This window comes from Psychrobacter nivimaris (assembly GCF_904846365.1).
In the GTDB taxonomy this organism is placed as follows: Bacteria; Pseudomonadota; Gammaproteobacteria; order Pseudomonadales; family Moraxellaceae; genus Psychrobacter; species Psychrobacter nivimaris_B.
The window spans coordinates 47,886-67,700 of sequence record NZ_CAJHAL010000022.1 but is presented as its reverse complement, the minus strand read 5'-3'; the positions used below and the strand labels follow the sequence as shown (position 1 = coordinate 67,700).

Annotated in this window: 15 protein-coding genes; 12 read left to right on the top strand and 3 right to left on the bottom strand. The window is 43.0% G+C overall.

What is annotated here, in order from left to right:
• Positions 1-775 precede the first annotated feature (775 nt).
• The 4 genes from thrS (at position 776) to rnr (ending at position 7,304) form a co-directional block, all read left to right on the top strand.
• Entirely contained in the window at positions 776-2,710 is a 1,935-nt protein-coding gene (gene thrS, locus JMX63_RS10005) for a threonine--tRNA ligase (protein ID WP_102091060.1), read from the top strand.
• A 23-nt stretch (positions 2,711-2,733) separates the two neighbouring features.
• Positions 2,734-3,237 carry a translation initiation factor IF-3 gene (gene infC, locus JMX63_RS10000; protein WP_057762155.1) on the top strand — a complete coding sequence of 168 codons (504 nt, stop codon included), beginning with the start codon at positions 2,734-2,736 and terminating at the stop codon, positions 3,235-3,237.
• 406 nt (positions 3,238-3,643) lie between these two features.
• Complete coding sequence (locus JMX63_RS09995; RefSeq protein WP_201572221.1) at positions 3,644-4,888, top strand: toxic anion resistance protein; 1,245 nt, start codon at positions 3,644-3,646, stop codon at positions 4,886-4,888.
• 139 nt (positions 4,889-5,027) lie between these two features.
• A complete protein-coding gene (gene rnr / locus JMX63_RS09990; protein ID WP_201572220.1) occupies positions 5,028-7,304 on the top strand; it encodes a ribonuclease R in 2,277 nt (758 codons plus the stop codon).
• A 117-nt stretch (positions 7,305-7,421) separates the two neighbouring features.
• Here rnr and JMX63_RS09985 read toward each other — a convergent pair whose 3' ends face one another.
• The 3 genes from JMX63_RS09985 to hisA all read right to left on the bottom strand — a co-directional run bounded on the left by JMX63_RS09985 (position 7,422) and on the right by hisA (position 10,285).
• Positions 7,422-7,703, bottom strand: a complete 282-nt coding sequence (locus JMX63_RS09985) for a hypothetical protein (RefSeq protein ID WP_201572219.1) — start codon at positions 7,701-7,703, stop codon at positions 7,422-7,424.
• Between the two features lie 81 nt (positions 7,704-7,784).
• On the bottom strand, positions 7,785-9,458 hold the full coding sequence (locus JMX63_RS09980) for a mechanosensitive ion channel family protein (RefSeq protein ID WP_201572218.1): 1,674 nt from the start codon (positions 9,456-9,458) through the stop codon (positions 7,785-7,787).
• Between the two features lie 89 nt (positions 9,459-9,547).
• Entirely contained in the window at positions 9,548-10,285 is a 738-nt protein-coding gene (gene hisA / locus JMX63_RS09975; RefSeq protein WP_134292659.1) for a 1-(5-phosphoribosyl)-5-[(5-phosphoribosylamino)methylideneamino]imidazole-4-carboxamide isomerase, read from the bottom strand.
• 1,095 nt (positions 10,286-11,380) lie between these two features.
• On the opposite strand from hisA, the gene JMX63_RS09970 reads away from it, so the two are divergent.
• The 8 genes from JMX63_RS09970 to JMX63_RS09935 all read left to right on the top strand — a co-directional run bounded on the left by JMX63_RS09970 (position 11,381) and on the right by JMX63_RS09935 (position 19,751).
• A complete protein-coding gene (locus tag JMX63_RS09970; protein WP_201572217.1) occupies positions 11,381-12,733 on the top strand; it encodes a Na(+)-translocating NADH-quinone reductase subunit A in 1,353 nt (450 codons plus the stop codon).
• A 5-nt stretch (positions 12,734-12,738) separates the two neighbouring features.
• Positions 12,739-13,974 (top strand): NADH:ubiquinone reductase (Na(+)-transporting) subunit B, encoded by a 1,236-nt coding sequence (locus JMX63_RS09965; RefSeq protein ID WP_201572216.1) that lies wholly within the window; start codon positions 12,739-12,741, stop codon positions 13,972-13,974.
• Positions 13,955-14,857, top strand: coding sequence for a Na(+)-translocating NADH-quinone reductase subunit C (locus JMX63_RS09960; RefSeq protein ID WP_057762167.1), 903 nt, complete (start codon positions 13,955-13,957; stop codon positions 14,855-14,857). Before JMX63_RS09965 ends, JMX63_RS09960 begins: the two co-directional genes overlap by 20 nt.
• Before the next feature lies 1 nt (position 14,858).
• Positions 14,859-15,530 carry an NADH:ubiquinone reductase (Na(+)-transporting) subunit D gene (locus JMX63_RS09955; RefSeq protein WP_057762168.1) on the top strand — a complete coding sequence of 224 codons (672 nt, stop codon included), beginning with the start codon at positions 14,859-14,861 and terminating at the stop codon, positions 15,528-15,530.
• On the top strand, positions 15,530-16,138 hold the full coding sequence (nqrE, locus tag JMX63_RS09950; protein ID WP_011281361.1) for an NADH:ubiquinone reductase (Na(+)-transporting) subunit E: 609 nt from the start codon (positions 15,530-15,532) through the stop codon (positions 16,136-16,138). Before JMX63_RS09955 ends, nqrE begins: the two co-directional genes overlap by 1 nt.
• Before the next feature lie 122 nt (positions 16,139-16,260).
• Positions 16,261-17,496 carry an NADH:ubiquinone reductase (Na(+)-transporting) subunit F gene (gene nqrF / locus JMX63_RS09945; RefSeq protein ID WP_201572215.1) on the top strand — a complete coding sequence of 412 codons (1,236 nt, stop codon included), beginning with the start codon at positions 16,261-16,263 and terminating at the stop codon, positions 17,494-17,496.
• Between the two features lie 176 nt (positions 17,497-17,672).
• Positions 17,673-18,473, top strand: coding sequence for an SDR family oxidoreductase (locus tag JMX63_RS09940; protein ID WP_201572213.1), 801 nt, complete (start codon positions 17,673-17,675; stop codon positions 18,471-18,473).
• Between the two features lie 123 nt (positions 18,474-18,596).
• Positions 18,597-19,751: an FAD:protein FMN transferase gene (locus JMX63_RS09935; protein ID WP_201572211.1), complete on the top strand. Its 1,155-nt coding sequence runs from the start codon at positions 18,597-18,599 to the stop codon at positions 19,749-19,751.
• The last annotated feature ends 64 nt before the right edge of the window (positions 19,752-19,815 follow it).

The following is a 19,815-nucleotide window of genomic DNA, read 5'->3' as shown; positions in this document are numbered from 1 at the left end:
TTGTTTCAACAAGTTAACTGGGTTATTAATGTGTAATTACACACTAGCTACTTCCAGCTCGTCTTGATGAGGTGCGTATTATAGACGGTTTAACTTTTGTGTCAACCCGTTTTATTAATGTTTTTAATCTTATTTTAGTAGATGAATAAATCTGTATTTCTTTCAATGGGTTATAAAATTGATATTCTTTATTTTTTAAATACTAGTGTGCAATATGTTTTAATCCACCAATTTTCATCAAAGACAAGCTTTATCTAATATTCACAACTGGGCTTATTCGTCCTGATATTCTTACATATCTCTTCTAAGTAAATTGTCTCTCATATTTTTCAATGTTGATATTCATATAATCAGCACTATATATAAGCTAAGTTATTCAGGCTTATATGACGCTTTCAATATACTGTCCTATATAGTGCAGTATTTGATACTACCTTTATCATAAGATATGGCTCTCATATTAGTCGCCACGCAATCCCTTGATATCTAGTGTTGAGAGACGGTTTTTGCTATAATAGGTATTTTGCTGCATTACTTATATATGTTGGCTGTTATATTACTTCTATAGCGAAATGCATTTTGCTGCAATGCTATTGATTGACTGGCTTCGAGCCATACATTATTTCTAGCATATATAGTCATATTAAGACTCTAGGTAATGCGTCTCTCTCACAACATATCACAATGATTAGATATAATTGATGTGGTCTCACGGTTATATGATTGATGGTTGCAATCATCACTGCCAACGGACCCAATAATAGGCGAATAGATTATGGTAGCGATTACTTTACCCGATGGTAGTGTAAAAGACTTTGAAGGTCATACAACAGTCATGGAAGTGGCGCAAAGTATTGGGACAGGACTCGCTAAAGCGACAGTTGCTGGACGTGTAAATGGTCATCTGGTAGATGCACATGATCCTATCGTCGCTGATGCCAATGTTGAAATCGTAACGCCAAAAGACGACGACGGTGTCGATATTATTCGTCACTCATGCGCTCACCTATTAGGTCATGCTGTTAAGCAGCTATACCCTGATGTGAAGATGGTCATTGGTCCTGTCATTGATGATGGTTTTTATTACGATATCTTTAGTGAAACGCCATTTACGCCTGAGCATATGGAAGCGATTGAAAAACGCATGATGGAGCTGATCAAGCAAGATTATGACGTTATTAAAAAAATGACGCCACGTGCCGAAGCGATTGAGATATTTGAATCACGTAACGAAGACTATAAGTTAAAACTTATTAATGATATGCCAGGTGAAGAAGCGTTTGGCTTGTATCATCACCAAGAATACGTCGATATGTGCCGTGGTCCGCATGTGCCAAACACGCGCTTTTTGAAAGTATTTAAACTGACCAAAATGTCAGGTGCTTATTGGCGCGGTGATGCCAAAAACGAGCAGTTGCAGCGTATCTATGGTACTGCGTGGGCTGATAAGAAACAGTTGAAAGCTTATATCCAGCGTATTGAAGAAGCAGAAAAACGTGACCATCGCAAAATTGGTAAAGCGCTGAACCTATTTCATATGCAAGAGCAAGCGCCAGGTATGGTGTTCTGGCATGCTAATGGTTGGACGATTTATCAAGTACTTGAGCAATATATGCGCAAAGTACAATATGATAACGGCTACGAAGAGATTAAAACACCTCAAATCGTTGATCGCAGTTTGTGGGAGCGCTCAGGACATTGGGGCAACTACGCAACCAATATGTTCACGACTTCTAGTGAAAACCGTGATTATGCAGTAAAACCGATGAACTGCCCTTGTCACGTGCAAGTCTTTAACCAAGGTCTAAAGTCTTACCGTGACTTACCACTGCGTATGGCTGAGTTTGGCTCTTGTCATCGTAATGAGCCATCAGGTTCATTGCATGGTTTGATGCGTGTGCGTGGCTTTACTCAAGATGACGCGCATATCTTCTGTACGCAGGCACAGATTCAACAAGAAGTTGCTGATTTTATTAAGCTAACGCTTGCCGTCTATGAAGATTTTGGCTTTGATAACATTATCATGAAGCTCTCTACCCGCCCTGAAAAACGTGTTGGTAGTGATGAGTCTTGGGACTTTGCAGAAAAAGCGCTAGCAGATGCGCTTGACAGCTCAGGGCTAGACTGGGATTACTTACCTGGCGAAGGTGCATTCTATGGTCCAAAGATTGAGTTTAGTCTAAAGGATTCTTTAGGACGTATTTGGCAGTGCGGTACCATTCAGGTTGATCCGAACATGCCTGAACGACTAGATGCAGAGTTCGTCAATGAGCAAAACGATCGTGAAGTACCTATTATGTTGCACCGTGCAATTTTAGGTTCATTTGAACGTTTCATCGGTATTTTGATCGAAAACTACGCAGGTTGGATGCCAGTATGGCTAGCACCGCAGCAAGTTGTGGTCATGAATATCACCGATAAACAGGCTGATGCATGCGAAAACGTAGTTAGCGAGCTTAAAAATGCAGGTTTGCGCGCTATTAGCGACTTGCGTAACGAAAAGATTGGATTTAAGATACGAGAGAAAACATTAGAACGTATTCCCTATATGCTAGTATTAGGGGATAAAGAAGTCGAATCGGGCAGTGTCAACGTCCGAACTCGTGAAGGTGAGAACCTTGGCGTGATGAGTGTTTCTGAATTTATTACATTAGTACAGACCGCTGTCAGTAAAAAAGGCCGACAGACCCCAAAAACAGATGAGGAGTAATACCTATTAAACAGTCCAACCGTTTGAACATCAACGAAGATATCAATGTCAAAGAAGTCCGTCTCGTTAAAGAAGATGGCGAGCAAATGGGCGTGGTTGATATCGCAACCGCGATGAAAGCGGCACGTGATGAAAATCTAGATTTGGTTGAATTAGTTCCTGAAGCTAAGCCGCCAGTATGTAAGATCATGGATTATAAGCACTTCCTCTATGATCAAAAGCAAAAGGCTAAAGAAGCTAAGAAAAACCAAAAGCAGACTCAGCTTAAAGAGATGAAGCTACGTCCTAGTACCGAAGAGGCCGATTATCAGGTTAAACTGAGAAAAATCGTGAGCTTCTTGGAAGATCAAGACAAAGTTAAAATTAGCATCCGTTTCCGCGGACGTGAAATGGCGCACCAAGATATCGGTCGCAAACAACTTGATCGTATCATTGAAGATACTGCTGATATCTCAAACGTCGAACAGTACCCTAAGATGGAAGGTCGTCAAATGGGTATGCTGCTTGGACCCACTAAGAAAAAGTAATCTGTTTATTGGATTGCTTTGAGTGGTGGCTGTTAGTCTATATAGCTATTTATAACTCTAACCATCAATATGCTGCGGGATATTGATGGTTTTTTATTATTTGGACTCAAAAACTGCTGTAATAAACATAGCTATATTGAACATAAATAGCCTAGCATCATTGACTGACGCTATTTTACAAAATCTACCTTCTCAACTTTCTGATTACACGGTAATCTAAAGGTCTAGTGATATTTACTAGTCAGTACTTAGCAGTAACTAATGATCATGTGATAGAAATTAGTATGAGCTACAGATAACTTATAAGTATATAAAAGCTAAGTGTATAAATAAAAACAATGTATACCACGACTGTCAGAGTCGTTGACAAAAAACACTTCCCTTCTCCGATATCAGAGGATATTTCATGCAAGAATTGACACCACCAGAAAACGCTACAACTCCCAGTATTTCTCTAACAGCACCTGAACCTGTCAAAGAAATACAGAAAAGTGAAGCAGATCAGATGGTCAAATTGGATGAAAGCCAAATTCCTGAGCTCGATGCCAAGGTTGATGCTTTTGTCGATCATGTGATTACCAACTCTGTGCATAGCGATGAGTTTCGACAGAACGTACAGTCTATTCATAATCTAGGTACCAAAGAGATTCGTGAATCTGCGCAAGTCTCTAATCGAATGTTAGATTTGCCTGCAAAAAGTCTTAATGACAGTTTATTCGACAACTCTCCTATCGCCAAATCATTGACGGAACTACGCGGGATTGTAGAAGACTTAGATCCGAGCAAAAAAGAGCTGACCAGCTCACGCAAGCTGTTCGGTCTCATTCCGTTCGGTAATAAAGTGCAAGATTATTTCCGTCAGTATGAGTCAGCACAATCACATATTAATGCCGTTGTGACTAGTCTCTATAATGGTAAAGATGAATTGCTCAAAGATAATGCGATGATTGAGCAAGAAAAAGTCAATATGTGGGAGCTGATGCAGTCTATTCGTCAGTATGTCTACGTTGGCAAAAAGATTGATGAGCAACTTGAGCAGAAGGTCTATGCGATAGAAGCAACCGATCCTGAAAAAGCTCGCATTATTAAAGAAGAGATGTTGTTTTATGTCCGTCAAAAAAACACTGACTTTTTAACTCAGTTAGCAGTGAATGTACAAGGCTATTTGGCGCTTGATACTATTCGCCGTAATAACTTAGAGCTGATTAAAGGTGTCGATCGTGCAACCACAACTACCGTGTCTGCATTACGCACGGCTGTTGTCGTCGCTCAAGCAATGACCAATCAAAAATTGGTATTAGATCAAATCACTGCATTGAATAAAACCACCAGTAGTTTGATTGAATCAACTTCAGCGATGCTCAAGCGTCAGTCAGGTGAGATTCACGAGCAGGCGACTAGCAGTAGCATTGAGCTTGATAAACTGCAAAATGCCTTCAATAATGTCTATGACACTATGGATATGATTAGCAATTATAAAATTGAAGCGCTAGAGAATATGAAGCAAACGGTCAATACACTGACCACTGAAGTAGATAAAGCACAAAAATACTTGGATAAATCAAATCAGACTACGGTATTAGAAGTCTCAAAAGAGTTGGATAGTAAAAAAATCACTAACCAATCTAGCAGTGTCGATATCGATATTTGATTTATCCCTATAGCGGTCGTCAGAAAACTGACCGCTTCCTGCTACCGAATACACATAAGACAATTGACGCAAGATATTGCAACGTCGTTCGTGTTAAGATAGCCACTATTAATAATTTTAAAAATAGATACGGTAATTTATGAGTTGGAATGATCCAAACGCCTCAAGTGAGGCAAAAAAATATGACAACCCGATTCCTAGTCGTGAGCTGATACTCAGCACGATTAATGAGCATGGGGAAGTTACGCATCAACAATTGGCAAAAGCCTTTAACATTGATGACCCTGATCAGTTTGATGCTTTGGGCAATCGCCTAAAAGCAATGGCGCGTGACGGCCAAGTGAATCGTGATGGTCGTCCTTATCGCTATCGTACGGTAACCAAGCAAGATATCGTCTCAGGTACAGTGTCTGCCCATCCAAAAGGTTTTGGTTTTGTGGTGCTAAGTGATATGCCAGATTTGTTTTTACATGAAAAACAAATGCGCTGGGTATTCAATGGCGACACGGTAGCAGCCGTCGGCACTTCGACAGACAATCGTGGACGTACCGAAGGGCGTATCGTCGATGTTGTCGAACGTCGCCAAAACAACTTTATCGGTACACTTGCTCGTGATGAAGACGGCTATTGTGTTGAGCTTGGTAGCCCGAACAATCATCAACCGATTACGGTTACTGATGACAATGTTCAGGCGCTAAATATTAAGCAAGGCGCTCCTGTTAAAGTCGATATCATTGACTGGCCAAACCAGCATGAATTTGCCACTGGCAAAATCACTGAAGTGCTGTCTGATGACAATGATCGTGAATTGATTATTGAGACTACCCTGCTCAACTATGATATTCCATCAGATTTTAGTGAAGCTGCGCTTAAGCAAGCTGATGACTACCAAGAGCCAACTGAGAAAGACATAAAAGGCCGTACAGATATACGTCATCTACCGCTTGTCACTATCGATGGCGAAGATGCTCGTGACTTTGATGATGCTGTATTTGCTGAAAAGCGTTCTGGTGGTAATTACCGGGTCGTGGTTGCGATTGCGGATGTCAGCTATTATGTGACACCGAATTCACCACTTGACCAAGATGCCTATGAGCGTGGTACTTCGGTATACTTCCCGCATCGCGTGATTCCGATGCTGCCTGAAGTGTTATCTAACGGTCTATGCTCATTGAACCCTAATCTAGATCGCTTATGTATGGTTGCTGATATCAAGATATCGCGCGCCGGTAAAGTGACTGGATATGAGTTCTATCCGTCAGTGATGCACTCACAAGCACGTCTAACTTATAATCAAGTAAATGATTATCTTGTGAATCCGAATGATAAGAGATTACCTAAATCACTGACAGGTAATAAAGACGTTAAAAAGTCTGTTGATACGTTACATCAGTTGTATGAGCTACTGCTTAAAAAGCGTGAAGAACGTCATGCAATGGAATTTGAAACGGTTGAAACGTATATCAAGTTCAACGAGAAAGGCGGAATCGAAGCGATTTTACCGCGCACTCGTGGCGACTCTCAGAAGCTAATCGAAGAGTGTATGCTCCTTGCCAATACTTGTGCTGCAAACTTCGCGCTTAAGCATGAGTTACCAGTTTTATATCGTAACCATGATAAGCCTGATAATGAGAAGTCGATGCGTATTCATGAATATGCGAAAAACTTTGGCTTACCATTCCCAGAAGAAAATCCAACTCAAGCGGACTATCAACGCATTATCGAAGCGACTAAAGATAGACCAGATGCCATCAGTATTCATAGCATGCTGCTGCGTTCAATGATGCAAGCAAACTATGCACCTGACAATATTGGTCACTTTGGCTTAGCATATGACGAATATAGCCACTTTACCTCGCCGATTCGCCGTTATCCAGATTTGATGCTGCATCGCGCGATTAAAGCGAAAGTCACTAATAGCCCACAGCCTGTTATGGACTTTTCTCTTGAAGGTGCTGGTACACAAACATCAGATACAGAACGCCGTGCAGAAAAAGCATCACGTTATGTAGAATCTTGGCTCAAGTGTCACTATATGACCGATCATGTTGGGGAAGAGTTCGAAGGCGTTGTGACTACGGTTACTAGCTTTGGTCTATTCGTCACGTTGACTGACTTATATATCGATGGTTTGGTTCATATCTCAAACGTTGGCGATGACTTCTTTGTCTACGATGAGCAGCAGCAGCAGCTTATCGGTAAAGATAAAGGCACACTATTTGGGCTGGGCGATTCGGTTAAAGTGAAGGTTGCAGGTGTCAACATGGATCTGCTACAAATTGATTTTGATTTGAAGGCTAAATTGCAATCTAGTGCAATGAACCAAAGCAAAAAAGGTCAATCGAAGAAAGAGCAGCCTAAGAAAACCCCAGCGAAAAGAAGCAGCAACCGCAGAGGCGCTGCCAAAAAAAGCTAAGCTTAGACTGATACTTGGATACTGATGTTGTAATACAATCAAAAAGGCTAACGTAATCGTTAGCCTTTTTTATGCTGTGTACTTTTCAATCATCAACGATATAGCTATTTATTGTGCCTATTGCGCATCGACCAATTGCTCTACACGGTCTTGCTCGGCTTGCTGCGCTTGGTCAATTTTGCTGGTCGCACTATCTACGATCGCTTTCGGCTGTTGACTAAGTGGCTGGTTAGTAATATCTGTATCAGAGGTAGCTACTGTAGAATCAGGCTGTTCAGCCGCTACGCTACTGGCTGCGATCTCTCTATTTTTTTCGCGACTATTGCCATTGATAATGTTAAAGCCGAGTAATACCACAATACCAATTACTGCAAAGATAATAACGTGTTTCATTTCCATAAAAAGCCCCGTATTTGAATAACCATCAAATATAGATTCTGTTGCACTTTTTATGCCTAAACCTTATTTAACATCTAACATCTATTCTTGAGGACTATTATTATTCAATAAATCCGTCTCATCTGAGCTTTGAGCAATCTCTTGCTCGACCTTTTCCATCAGCTTGTCGTCAGGACGGGCATCGAGAACTTCATTCGCACTGCGACCTTGTAAAATGGTCTTGGCTCGAGCCTTGGCTTGTTTTTTATCTTGGTCATCTATATGACTTTCGTTGACCTGATTTGTTTCAGCAGGCTTAGGGATAGTCGGAGTAATCGTCATATCAGATTGAATATTATTAGCATTGCTGACACTACTTTGCATGTGCTCAAAGGCTTTTTCTAACTTGTTGTTAAAGCGCAGACGATAGATAGGCTCAGGTAAGCTAAAGCCTTTATCTTCTAGTGCATGCTTGGTCTCTCTGATGGCGATACTGCGTGCTTTGGCAAAGTCAGTCTCTGATTGGTCTACCCAAACCTGAAATTCCAAAACAATATTAGAATCGCCCACATTGGTAATGACGGCAATTGCCTTGGGCTCATCCAAAACAAATGCTAGTGTATGTATCGCATCTAACCCGACTTTAATTGCTGCTAATGGATCATCATTGGCATCAACGCCCAATTCAAAAGTAAATCGACGCTCAGGGTTTTTGGTGTAATTTAGAATGGTACCTTTAAAGACTTCAGCATTAGGAATGCGCAGCTGATTACCATCCAGTGTCATCAGTATTGTCGCACGTGAAGTCAAACGAACCACGATGCCCTCTTGTCCATTAATCACGATATGATCACGGGCACGAAAAGGTTGGCGAATGCTCAGCATTAATGAAGCGATATAATTCTCAATGGTATCTTTGACTGCGAAACCAACCGCAATACCAATGACACCTGCCCCACCAAGCAATGTACCTAAAATAGTCTCTGCCCCTATCAGACTTAGCCCTAGAATCAGACCAAAGATAATAAAGATGACTTTGACCGTTTGTGACAGCAGCTCAGCGACGAATGGATTGGGTGTTAGACGTTGCCACATCTTTTTGCGATTAGATAACCAACTGCCAAACCATGCTACCAAGGCAAATATAACGATGCCAACTAATAGTAGTGGTAGCGCCTTCACTAGATTGGTCACCTGCGCTTTTAGACCTTGATAGACCGTTGAGACATTCTCTTGAACATCTAGCGTGCGGTTAATTCTGTCTTCTACAGTGACGACATCTGTTAGTCGGTTGGTTAAGTTAATCGCTTGCTGTGCTTTTTTTTCGTTGGCTGTTTCTCCCGTTAGGGTAACAACCCCTTGGGTGACACTAACGTTGACGGCTTGTAAGCCTTCGATTTCAGAGAAAATACCGCTGATACGTTGACGAATATCGTTGTCTTTTTGCGGTGTGGGTGTGGTTTCAATTTGAGCATTATTAGTGCTTTCGCCACTGATTACTGGCGGTGGAGCAGGCGTTGGCAATGAGCTGGCAGGTTCTGTAGTGTCACCTGTTAATGTCTCATTTTCTGATGTGGCGGAATTATCGTTAGATACGATTTCCTCTGTCGTTTCTACACCTTCAGTCGTCTCTACGCCTAGCGCTGCTGCGATACCAGAAATTTCTTCACTGGCAGCATGCGCTGAAAACGAAAAAAGGATGCTTAGTAGCAACAGCATTTGACCCCACGCTTTTATAGAACTGCGTATTATTGAACGGTCAATGTAAGTGGCCATAAGCATCCTTTATTTTTTACGGATTTTTCTCGCTTAGCTGATTGCTGATAATTAGTTGCCTGTTTTTAGCTGACTAACTTTGGCGGTTTTTAGCTATCTAAATAAAGCTGTGCTTCGCTCAAGTTCAGCGTGCCTTCATAGATAGCGCGGCCAGTGATGATACCTTCGATACAATCACCATACGGCTTTAACAGCTCGATATCTTTCATATCGGTAACGCCACCTGATGCAATCACAGGTAGTCCGCCTTCACGCGCCAAATTAACAGTTTGTTCAACGTTAACGCCTTGCATCATGCCATCACGAGCGATATCAGTATAAACGATTGATGACACGCCGACGTCTGCAAAGCGCTTAGCAAGCTCGGTCGCTTTGGTATCTGTCACGTTTGCCCAGCCATGAGTAGCGACCATGCCGTCTTTGGCATCTATGCCGACGATGATATGACCGGCAAATTCGCGGCAAGCTTCCGCGACAAAATTAGGATCTTCAACGGCTTTTGTACCGATAATGATATACGTCAAACCTGCGGTAATATACTGCTCAATGGTGTTCATGTTGCGTACACCGCCACCCAATTGAATAGGCAGGTTCGGGTAGGCTTTGGTGATATCATTGACCACTTGTCTATGTACTGGGACGCCATCAAAAGCACCATTCAAATCGACCAAATGCAAGCGACGAGCGCCTTCATTTACCCAACGTGCTGCCATAGCAACTGGGTCATCAGAGAACACCGTATCATCTTCCATACGGCCTTGTTTTAAACGTACACACTTACCATCTTTTAAATCAATAGCCGGGATAATGACGGGCACAGCACACATATAGCATTCCTTATAAAGCACAAGATTGGCAATAAATTTAGTAAATTGAAGTTTTGAGAATGAAACGTTATTGAAGCGTCAAATAACGAGAGAAAACGCTGCTTAAAAGTAGCATAAATTATGAACAGATCGAAAACCAAGACATCGCTAAGTTAGCAATCTGTTTGAATATAAATAAGAAAGACAGAAACTAGACAATCATAACCATAAGTTTTAGTACGTAGAATCACTACCAACAATCGTTAAATTCTATTACTGACTGGCAATTTTAGGTCAATTTAGCGTATAATCCTAGGTAAATTTTTATTTGTTTCTATGTGATAGTAACCATGTGTTACGCTTTTTGTTGAGTTGTTACAACTCACTAATACAGCATGGTGATCAGGATGGATCGAGCAATCGCTCAATACGCCAATAAAATATTGGCCAAGAAATTGCTAAAAAGGGCTATCTGAAAAATCTCAACCAATAGTCTCTAAACCATCGATTCTGCGGTATTTAACCTTAATTAGATGTCTTGCAAGCCCCTATCACTAGCTAACTATATTAAAACCGTTACGATTAAAACTATAGCAGCTTATAATAAGTGAAGTTTGCTTATCAGTTGCTTAGCTAGTTTGTCTTTTAACCAGTATATCATCTACCTTAATAGATCGTTATTTGGCCACACTCTTATTCTATCGAATACTTTTAGACGGTATTAGTGAGCGAGAGATGGTCAAACATACTGGTGTTACAAGTTTTAAATTTCAATGAAACGTGTGATAAAGCCATTTGTATTTAAACCAGTCTCTTTTAGCCATGTGCTGTAGTGATTGATTTCGATGAAGCGGTTTTAGCATACACCTTGGTAGCCAGTCGCCACTTTGGTAATTCGAATAAGACATTAACGTGTTGTTAAGGAGTCTAAGGTCAGCGTTAATACTCTTACTAGTAGTTATGATCATGTATTGTCTTCACAGAGCTTTCATCCCTATTTCACTATAAAGGAAATAGACGATTGAAGGCTTTGTTGAGTGATACAAACGTTCATGCTACCGATATACCAAACAGGATGTCTGGTATCGTTTTAGACTATGGACTAAGTTTTCGCTTATGATTACCATCAAAAAAGGTTTGGATTTGCCCATTACCGGTGAACCCTCCCGCGAGATATCTGAGCACCAACCGACACATGTAGCACTTGTCGGCTATGACTATGTGGGTATGAAACCTACAATGAATGTCAAAGAAGGTGACATTGTAGCCAAAGGTCAGCCCGTTTTTGAAGATAAAAAACGTGTCGGCGTCATCTACACTGCCCCTGCTGCCGGTAAGGTCGTCGCTGTTAAACGTGGCGAGCGTCGAGTGTTTGAGAGTCTTGTGATTGCGGTCGACCCAAATGGTGAAGAAGTAGACTTTGAGCGCTATGACTCACAGCAGCTTGCTGACCTAGACTCTGAAGTCGTTGAAACCCAACTGATTGCCTCTGGCGAATGGACAGCGTTTCGCACGCGTCCCTATAGCCGCGCACCAGAAATCGGTGCTCGTCCACACGCTATCTTTGTCACAGCGACAGATACCAACCCATTAGCGCTTGACCCAATGCTGGTGATCAATGAGCAGCTACAAGCGTTCAATGATGGCCTTGCTGTACTGTCTACGCTCACGCCAAAGACCTTTGTCTGTCATCATGGTGATGCCAAACTGACGCCAGTTGCAAAAACTGCTGCGGATAATGTCACTGAGTATCATGGTTTTACTGGAAAACATCCAGCTGGTCTTGCTGGTACGCACATTCACTTTTTGCATCCGATTATGCGCGGTGTGACCGTGTGGACAGTTGGCTATCAAGACGTGATCGCGATTGGTAAGCTGTTTACGACAGGTCGTCTATATACTCGCCGTATGCTGAGCCTAGCTGGTCCTGCGGTTACCAACCCGCATTTGGTTGCAACCGAGCGCGGTGCTGATATTACGGCATTAACCAAAGGCAAGCTTGCTGCTGGCGAGAACCGAATTATTTCAGGTTCAGTGTTGTCCGGTCGCAAAGTATTTGACAATATCGCTTATCTGGGTCGTTTTCACAACCAGATCAGTGTACTGACTGAAGGTCATGAGCGCCCAGCGTTTCATTTCTTTAGCCCAGGTAAAAACCGCTTTTCAAAATTGCCTATCTATATTTCGCAGTTCTTTGGTGGTAAAAAATACAATTTCACCACGACCAGCAATGGCTCACCGCGAGCGATGGTACCAATCGGTGTCTATGAAGAAGTCATGCCGCAAGATTACCTACCCACTCAGTTACTGCGTGCATTGATTGTCGAAGACATTATTAGTGCTGTAGATTTGGGCGTTCTTGAATTGGATGAAGAAGACTTGGCACTATGCACCTTTGTATCTCCTGGCAAATATGAGTTTGGTGATATTTTGCGTGATAATTTAACGCGCATTGAGCTGGAGGGCTAACCACGATGAAATTTTTACACAATATGTTCGATCGTATGGAGCCATCTTTCACCAAAGGCGGCAAACACGAAAAGTACTATGCCATTTTTGAGATGTTTGATACGTTTCTGCGTCAACCAGGTACAACGACATTTGCCTCATCACATGTACGCGACGGGATCGACCTAAAGCGTATTATGATTACGGTATGGCTATGTACGTTCCCAGCGATGTTTTGGGGTATGTACAACATCGGTCATCAAGCACTGACGGCTATCGCCCAGCTTGGTCTGCAGCCTGAAGGCTGGCGTACTGTCATCACTAGCATGGCAGGCTATAACCCAGACAGTATCTGGGCAAGCTTCGTTTACGGGGCCATGCAGTTTTTACCTATCTATATCGTCACTTTTGCTGTTGGTATTCTCTGTGAGATTATCTTCGCGGTCGTACGCGGGCATGAGGTTAACGAAGGTTTCTTTGTAACTTCGGTTCTGTTTGCGCTATGTCTACCACCAGATATTCCTTTATGGCAAGTTGCCTTGGGTATTATCTTTGGTGTAGTCGTCGCAAAAGAAGTGTTCGGTGGTACCGGTAAAAACTTCCTTAACCCTGCCCTATCGGGTCGTGCATTCTTATACTTTGCTTATCCAGCCTATATGTCTGGTGACTCAGTATGGACGGCAGTAGATGGTTTCTCAGGTGCAACCCCTCTTGGCCTTGCAGCCCTTGGTGTGGTTCCTCAGGACTTCGTCGACGTCTATGGTAATGCCATCACGTGGAGTGATGCATTCTTAGGCAACATGCAAGGTAGTATTGGTGAAGTATCGACACTAGCCATCCTAATGGGTGCTGCAGTGTTGCTATGGACGCGTATTGCTTCTTGGCGCATTATGGCAGGTTGTGTGGTCGGTCTGATTGCTACGTCTCTTGTGTTCAACATGATTGGCTCTGAAGACAACATGATGATGAGCTTGCCGTTCTACTGGCACTTAGTTATCGGTGGCTTTGCTTTCGGTGCTGTATTTATGGCAACTGATCCAGTATCAGCTGCGCATACAAACAAAGGCCGCTGGGCTTACGGTATCTTGATTGGTTTTATGACCGTATTGATTCGCGTCATCAACCCTGCTTTCCCAGAAGGTATCATGCTGGCCATTCTATTCGCCAACTTATTTGCTCCATTGTTTGATTACTTTGTGACTCAAGCAAATATCAAACGCCAAACCGCTCGGAGGGTTCGCTATGTCCAAGCCCAAAAGTAATAACGCGAAAACCATCAGTGTGGCTTTGACGCTATGCTTGGTGTGTTCAGTGTTGGTCTCAGCAGTGGCTGTTGGTCTAAAGCCTGCACAAGTCGAAAACGCACGTTTAGATCGCAACAAAAACATCTTAGTCGCGGCTGATATGTATGACGCTGAGTCTGATACAGCAGATGATGTCGCCGAACGTTTTAAAGATTTTGAAGTAAAAATCATTGATCTAAACGAAGGTACTTATCTCGATGACGATGCGCTAAAAACTGCTGGCATCCCTGATCGTAATGCTTATGACGCCAGTCAAGCGACAAAAAACCAAGCTCTAAGTGAAGACTTGGGTGACAACGATCCTGCTGGTATTGGTCGTAAGCCAAAATATGCCAAAGTCTATGTCAAAAATGATGACGCAGGTCAGCCCGAAACGGTTGTACTGCCAATTCAGGGCTACGGTCTATGGGGCACTATCTATGGTTTCTTAACGCTCGAAAGTGATATGAATACCATCAAAGGTATCAGTTTCTATGAGCATAAAGAAACCCCAGGTCTTGGCGCTCGTATCGAAGAGCCAGAATGGCGTGCAAAGTGGAGCGGTATCGAGTCTTATGACGAGAATGGTAACGTTGCCACTGGTGTAACCAAAGCTGGTAACCCAAAAGAAAACTGGGTTGATGGCATCAGCGGTGCGACATTGACTAGCCGCGGCGTCAGCAACATGATTCAGTTTTGGTTAGGTGAGCAAGGTTATAAGCCTTATCTAGATACGCTACGCGAAAAGAGCGGCCAAACGGTTGAAGGTGCAGACACGCAAGCAAATCAATCAAAGCCGGCAGCTCAACCTAAAACCGAATTGGCAGCCAAGCTACCAGTAGCAAACGGCAAGGAGGCATAACATGGCTGACACTAAAAGCATTTTAACCACGCCTATCTTTGATAATAACCCAATTGCCCTACAGATCCTTGGTATCTGTTCGGCATTGGCTGTTACCACCAGCATGGCTAACGCTATGGTCATGTGTGTGGCATTGACTTTGGTAACGGCATTTTCAAGCTTCTTTATCTCGATTATCCGTAAGCAGATTCCATCAAGCATTCGTATCATCGTACAGATGACGATTATTGCTTCGTTGGTTATCTTGGTTGATCAGGTACTAAAAGCAGTTGCTTATGACGTCAGTAAAGGTTTGTCAGTTTTCGTTGGTTTGATCATCACGAACTGTATCGTTATGGGCCGTGCTGAAGCATTTGCTATGAGCAACCCACCAATCCCAAGCTTTTTAGACGGTATTGGTAACGGTCTTGGTTACTCAGCAGTATTACTATTCGTTGCAACTATCCGTGAGCTATTGGGTGCTGGTACTTGGTTCGGTATTACGATTCTACAGCCAGTCACTGATGGCGGTTGGTACATACCAAACGGTCTATTACTGTTACCACCATCAGCGTTCTTTATCATTGGTTTGTTCATCGCTGTTGTCCGTATCTGGAAACCAGAACAAGTTGAAGAAGCTGAGTTTGTAATGAAGCCGCAGTCTAAAGGCATGGCACATGGAGGCGGTCACTAATGGGACATTATGTTAGTTTATTTATAACCTCAGTCTTTATTGAGAACATGGCGCTTGCCTACTTCTTAGGCATGTGTACTTTTTTGGCCGTATCCAAAAAAGTCTCTACAGCGATTGGTCTAGGTGTTGCGGTCGTTGTCGTAATGGCAATTACCGTTCCACTAAACAATTTACTATTCCAGTTCATCCTAAAAGATGGTGCGCTGGCATGGGCAGGTTTCCCTGATATCGACTTGAGCTTCTTAGGATTGCTAAGTTATATCGGTTTGATTGCAGCCACCGTACAGATCCTAGAGATGTTCTTGGACAAGTTTGTACCGAGTCTATATAACGCACTTGGGGTATTCTTACCACTAATCACCGTAAACTGTGCCATCTTAGGTGGTGTATTATTTATGGTTGAGCGTGACTATAACTTTGGTGAATCTGTTGTCTATGGTGTGGGTGCAGGCTTCGGTTGGGCACTTGCTATTACAGCATTGGCGGGTATCCGTGAAAAGCTAAAATACTCAGATATTCCAGCACCGCTGCGTGGTCTTGGTATTACTTTTATCACGGTTGGTCTTATGTCGCTCGGCTTTATGTCGTTCGGTGGTATGTCCATCTAAACCGCTAAGCTCAAAGCTTTCATTAGCTATTTGACTTATTTAATTCATTTATTCGGTAGAGGTTTGGGTACAGCATAGATTATGCCCCCTCACCCCTACCCCATAGATTAAGGATACCTACCATGGATTACGCTACGGCGATTGGTGGCGTTGCTATGTTTACCTTGATCATCATGGGCCTTGTCGCTATTATTTTGGCGGCGCGCTCAAGACTGGTCAGTTCAGGCGATGTCACTATCCATATTAATGATAATCCCGATAATGATGTGGTGACACCAGCTGGCGGCAAACTACTACAAACGCTAGCGGGCGAAGGTATATTTTTATCTTCAGCTTGTGGTGGTGGTGGTACTTGTGCGCAGTGTCGTTGCCGCGTTATTGAAGGTGGTGGTTCTATTTTGCCCACCGAAGAAGGCTACTTTACTCAAGGTGAAATCCGCAATCATATGCGCTTAGCTTGTCAGGTAGCTGTTAAGCAAGACATGAAAATTGAGATTGACCCTGAGTTCTTTGACGTACAGAAATGGGAATGTGAAGTTATCTCTAACGATAACGTTGCCACTTTCATTAAAGAGCTGGTACTAAAAATTCCAGAAGGCGAAGAAGTAAACTTCCGCGCTGGTGGTTATGTACAGTTGGAAGCGCCACCGCATGAAGTGCACTACAAAGACTTTGTGGTTGATGAAGAGTATAGAGAAGACTGGGAAAAATTCGGTATCTTCAACTATGTCTCAAAAGTTGATGAGCCTGTTATCCGTGCTTACTCAATGGCCAACTATCCTGAAGAGAAAGGCCTCATCAAGTTTAACATCCGTATCGCAAGTCCACCGCCACGTGGTCCTGACGGTATTCCACCAGGCAAAATGTCTTCATGGGTATTTAGCTTAGTACCTGGTGACAAAGTGACGGTTTCAGGTCCTTATGGTGAGTTCTTTGCCAAGAAAACTGAAGCTGAAATGATCTTTGTCGGTGGTGGTGCTGGTATGGCCCCAATGCGCTCACATATCTTTGATCAGCTCAAACGCTTGAAAACAGATCGTAAGATTAGCTTCTGGTATGGTGCTCGTTCTATTCGTGAGATGTTCTACGTTGAAGACTATGATCAGCTAGAAGAAGAGTTCGATAATTTCGAGTGGCATGTTGCACTGTCTGACCCATTACCAGAAGATAACTGGGAAGGTCCAACAGGCTTTATCCATAACGTATTGCTCGAAAACTATCTGAAAGATCATCCAAACCCAGAAGACTGTGAATATTACATGTGTGGGCCACCGATGATGAACGCGGCCGTAATCGACATGCTACACAGCATGGGCGTGGAAGACGAAAACATCATGCTTGATGATTTCGGTGGTTAAGTTAGATAATTAATCTAGCAAAGTAAGTTTAAGAATATAAAAAAGAGTCTCAATTGAGGCTCTTTTTTTGTGCGATTCTTACACATAGTCGTGGCTTTGTAGGCTACAAATCTAGCTAGTAGAGTAGCCTTATTATCCTATATTATGAACTATCTAAACATTGAGAAAGGACTCTTATGAAAACGAAATACAAAGATTTGACCATTTGGATTACAGGTGCTTCTAGTGGTATTGGACAAGCATTAGCCGTTGCCTTCGCCAAACGCGGAGCTAGGATTATTCTAAGTGGACGTGACAGCGATAAGTTAGAGGTGGTCAAAAACAGCTGCAAACGCGCTAACAAGCATATCGTTGTTCCTTTTGATATTAGTGATGCCAATCAAACCAAAGACGCTTATGCTACTGCTAAAGCTCAGGCAGGAAAAATCGACTGGCTCATCAATAATGCTGGTATCAGTCAGCGTTCGCTCATCATGGACACGGCTGAAGAAGTTGAACGCCAAATCATGGAAATAGATTATTTTGCCCAAACGCATCTTACCAGACTTGCGTTGCCTGATATGATCGCTCAAGGCGGCGGCAAAGTAGTAATGGTTTCAAGTGTGGCAGGTTTGTTGGGTACACAATATCGCGGCGCTTATGGAGCAGCCAAGGCGGCACTGCATATGTGGGCAAATAGCTTGCGCGCTGAGCTACATGACCAAGGTATCGAAGTAGCCACGATATTCCCCGGGTTTATTCAGACCAACATCTCTATCAATGCATTGACTGGCGATGGTAGCGCACAAGGTACGATGGATGAGGCCACCAATAATGGTCTAACTGCGACTGAGTTTGCTAAACAAGTTGTGAAGGCGCTCGCCAAGGAAGAAGAATATATTATCGTCGCTGGTCGCAAAGAAAAACTGGCAACACGGGTCAACCGCGTCTCTCCGCCAAAACTCTATAAGCTCATACGTGAGTCACAAGTAAAATAATCCACTCAACCGAACGAATTGTCGCTGAATGGTGCCTTCATTAGTATTTTTGGGTTCAAGGGGTGTAAAATAAGCGTGGCTTGTTTTACACCCTACTCATTTCTACGCCATACCGAAAATATTATGAAAAACACTATATCCAGCTTATCTTCCAAAAAACCTCTGCACCTTACCCTAGTTGGAGTCCTTGGCCTTGCTAGTACTTTAGGTCTCAGTGCTTGCCAGCAAACCCCAGACTATAACTATCTGATCGGTGAGACGATGGGAACGAGCTATCATATTAGCTATCAGTTGCCTGATGATGCGGACGAAGCTGCCATACAAGCTGCGGTAGACGAGCGTCTAAAACAAATTAACGATAGCATGTCTACTTATCAAAATGACTCAACGATATCTACATTCAATCGTTTGGGCAAAGACAAACCTATCACTATCGATGCTGATTTTAGTCGTGTGCTAGATGTCTCGAAAATTGTCTATCAGCAATCTGGCGGTGCCTTTGACCCTACTGTTATGCCACTCGTAAATACATGGGGCTTTGGAAGTACCATGACAGTCGAGCGCCTACAAAGTCCACCGACCGCCGTTGAGATTGCGCAAGCAAAAGCATTGGTCGATTTTGAGAGCATCATAAAGAAAGATGACACCATCTATAAAACCAAAGACGGCGTTGGTTTAGATTTCTCTGCTGTGGCCAAAGGTTATGGCGTCGATGTCATCGCTGACGTACTGAGAGATGATTATCAAATTCGTAATTATATGGTTGAGATCGGCGGTGAGATTGCCACCTCTGGTGTGAATAACCAACAGCAGCCATGGCAAATTGCCATTGACGCTCCTATTGAAGGCAGTACTGTCAGCGAACGTCAGACCATATCTGCTATTCGCCAGCCAAAGAATACGGCTAGCCAAATGCATCTGGCGACCTCTGGCAACTATCGCAACTCCGTCATATTCGATGGCAAACGCTATAGCCATACTATCGACCCGACAACGGGCAACCCTATTGCAGGCGGCGCACCTTCAGTCACTGTCGCAGCTGATTCGGTTGCATTAGCGGATGCGTGGGCAACTGCCCTTACCGCGATGCCTTATCACAAAGCACTAGACCTCGCTAAAACGCAAAATCTGGCGGCCATGTTTGTGGTACTAGCTGACGATGTAAAGGCAAAAGGTTCTGATGATATGTCCAACGAAGCTGCTGATGATGATATTGACGACTGGCAGGTGGTACAGACCCCAGCGATGAAAGCATTACGTGCTGATAAAAAGCTTTAAACGTTCTCCAAGCTCTAGATGGCACACTCTAAAAGCCACTGGTAAGTGATAGATGTGAAACAAG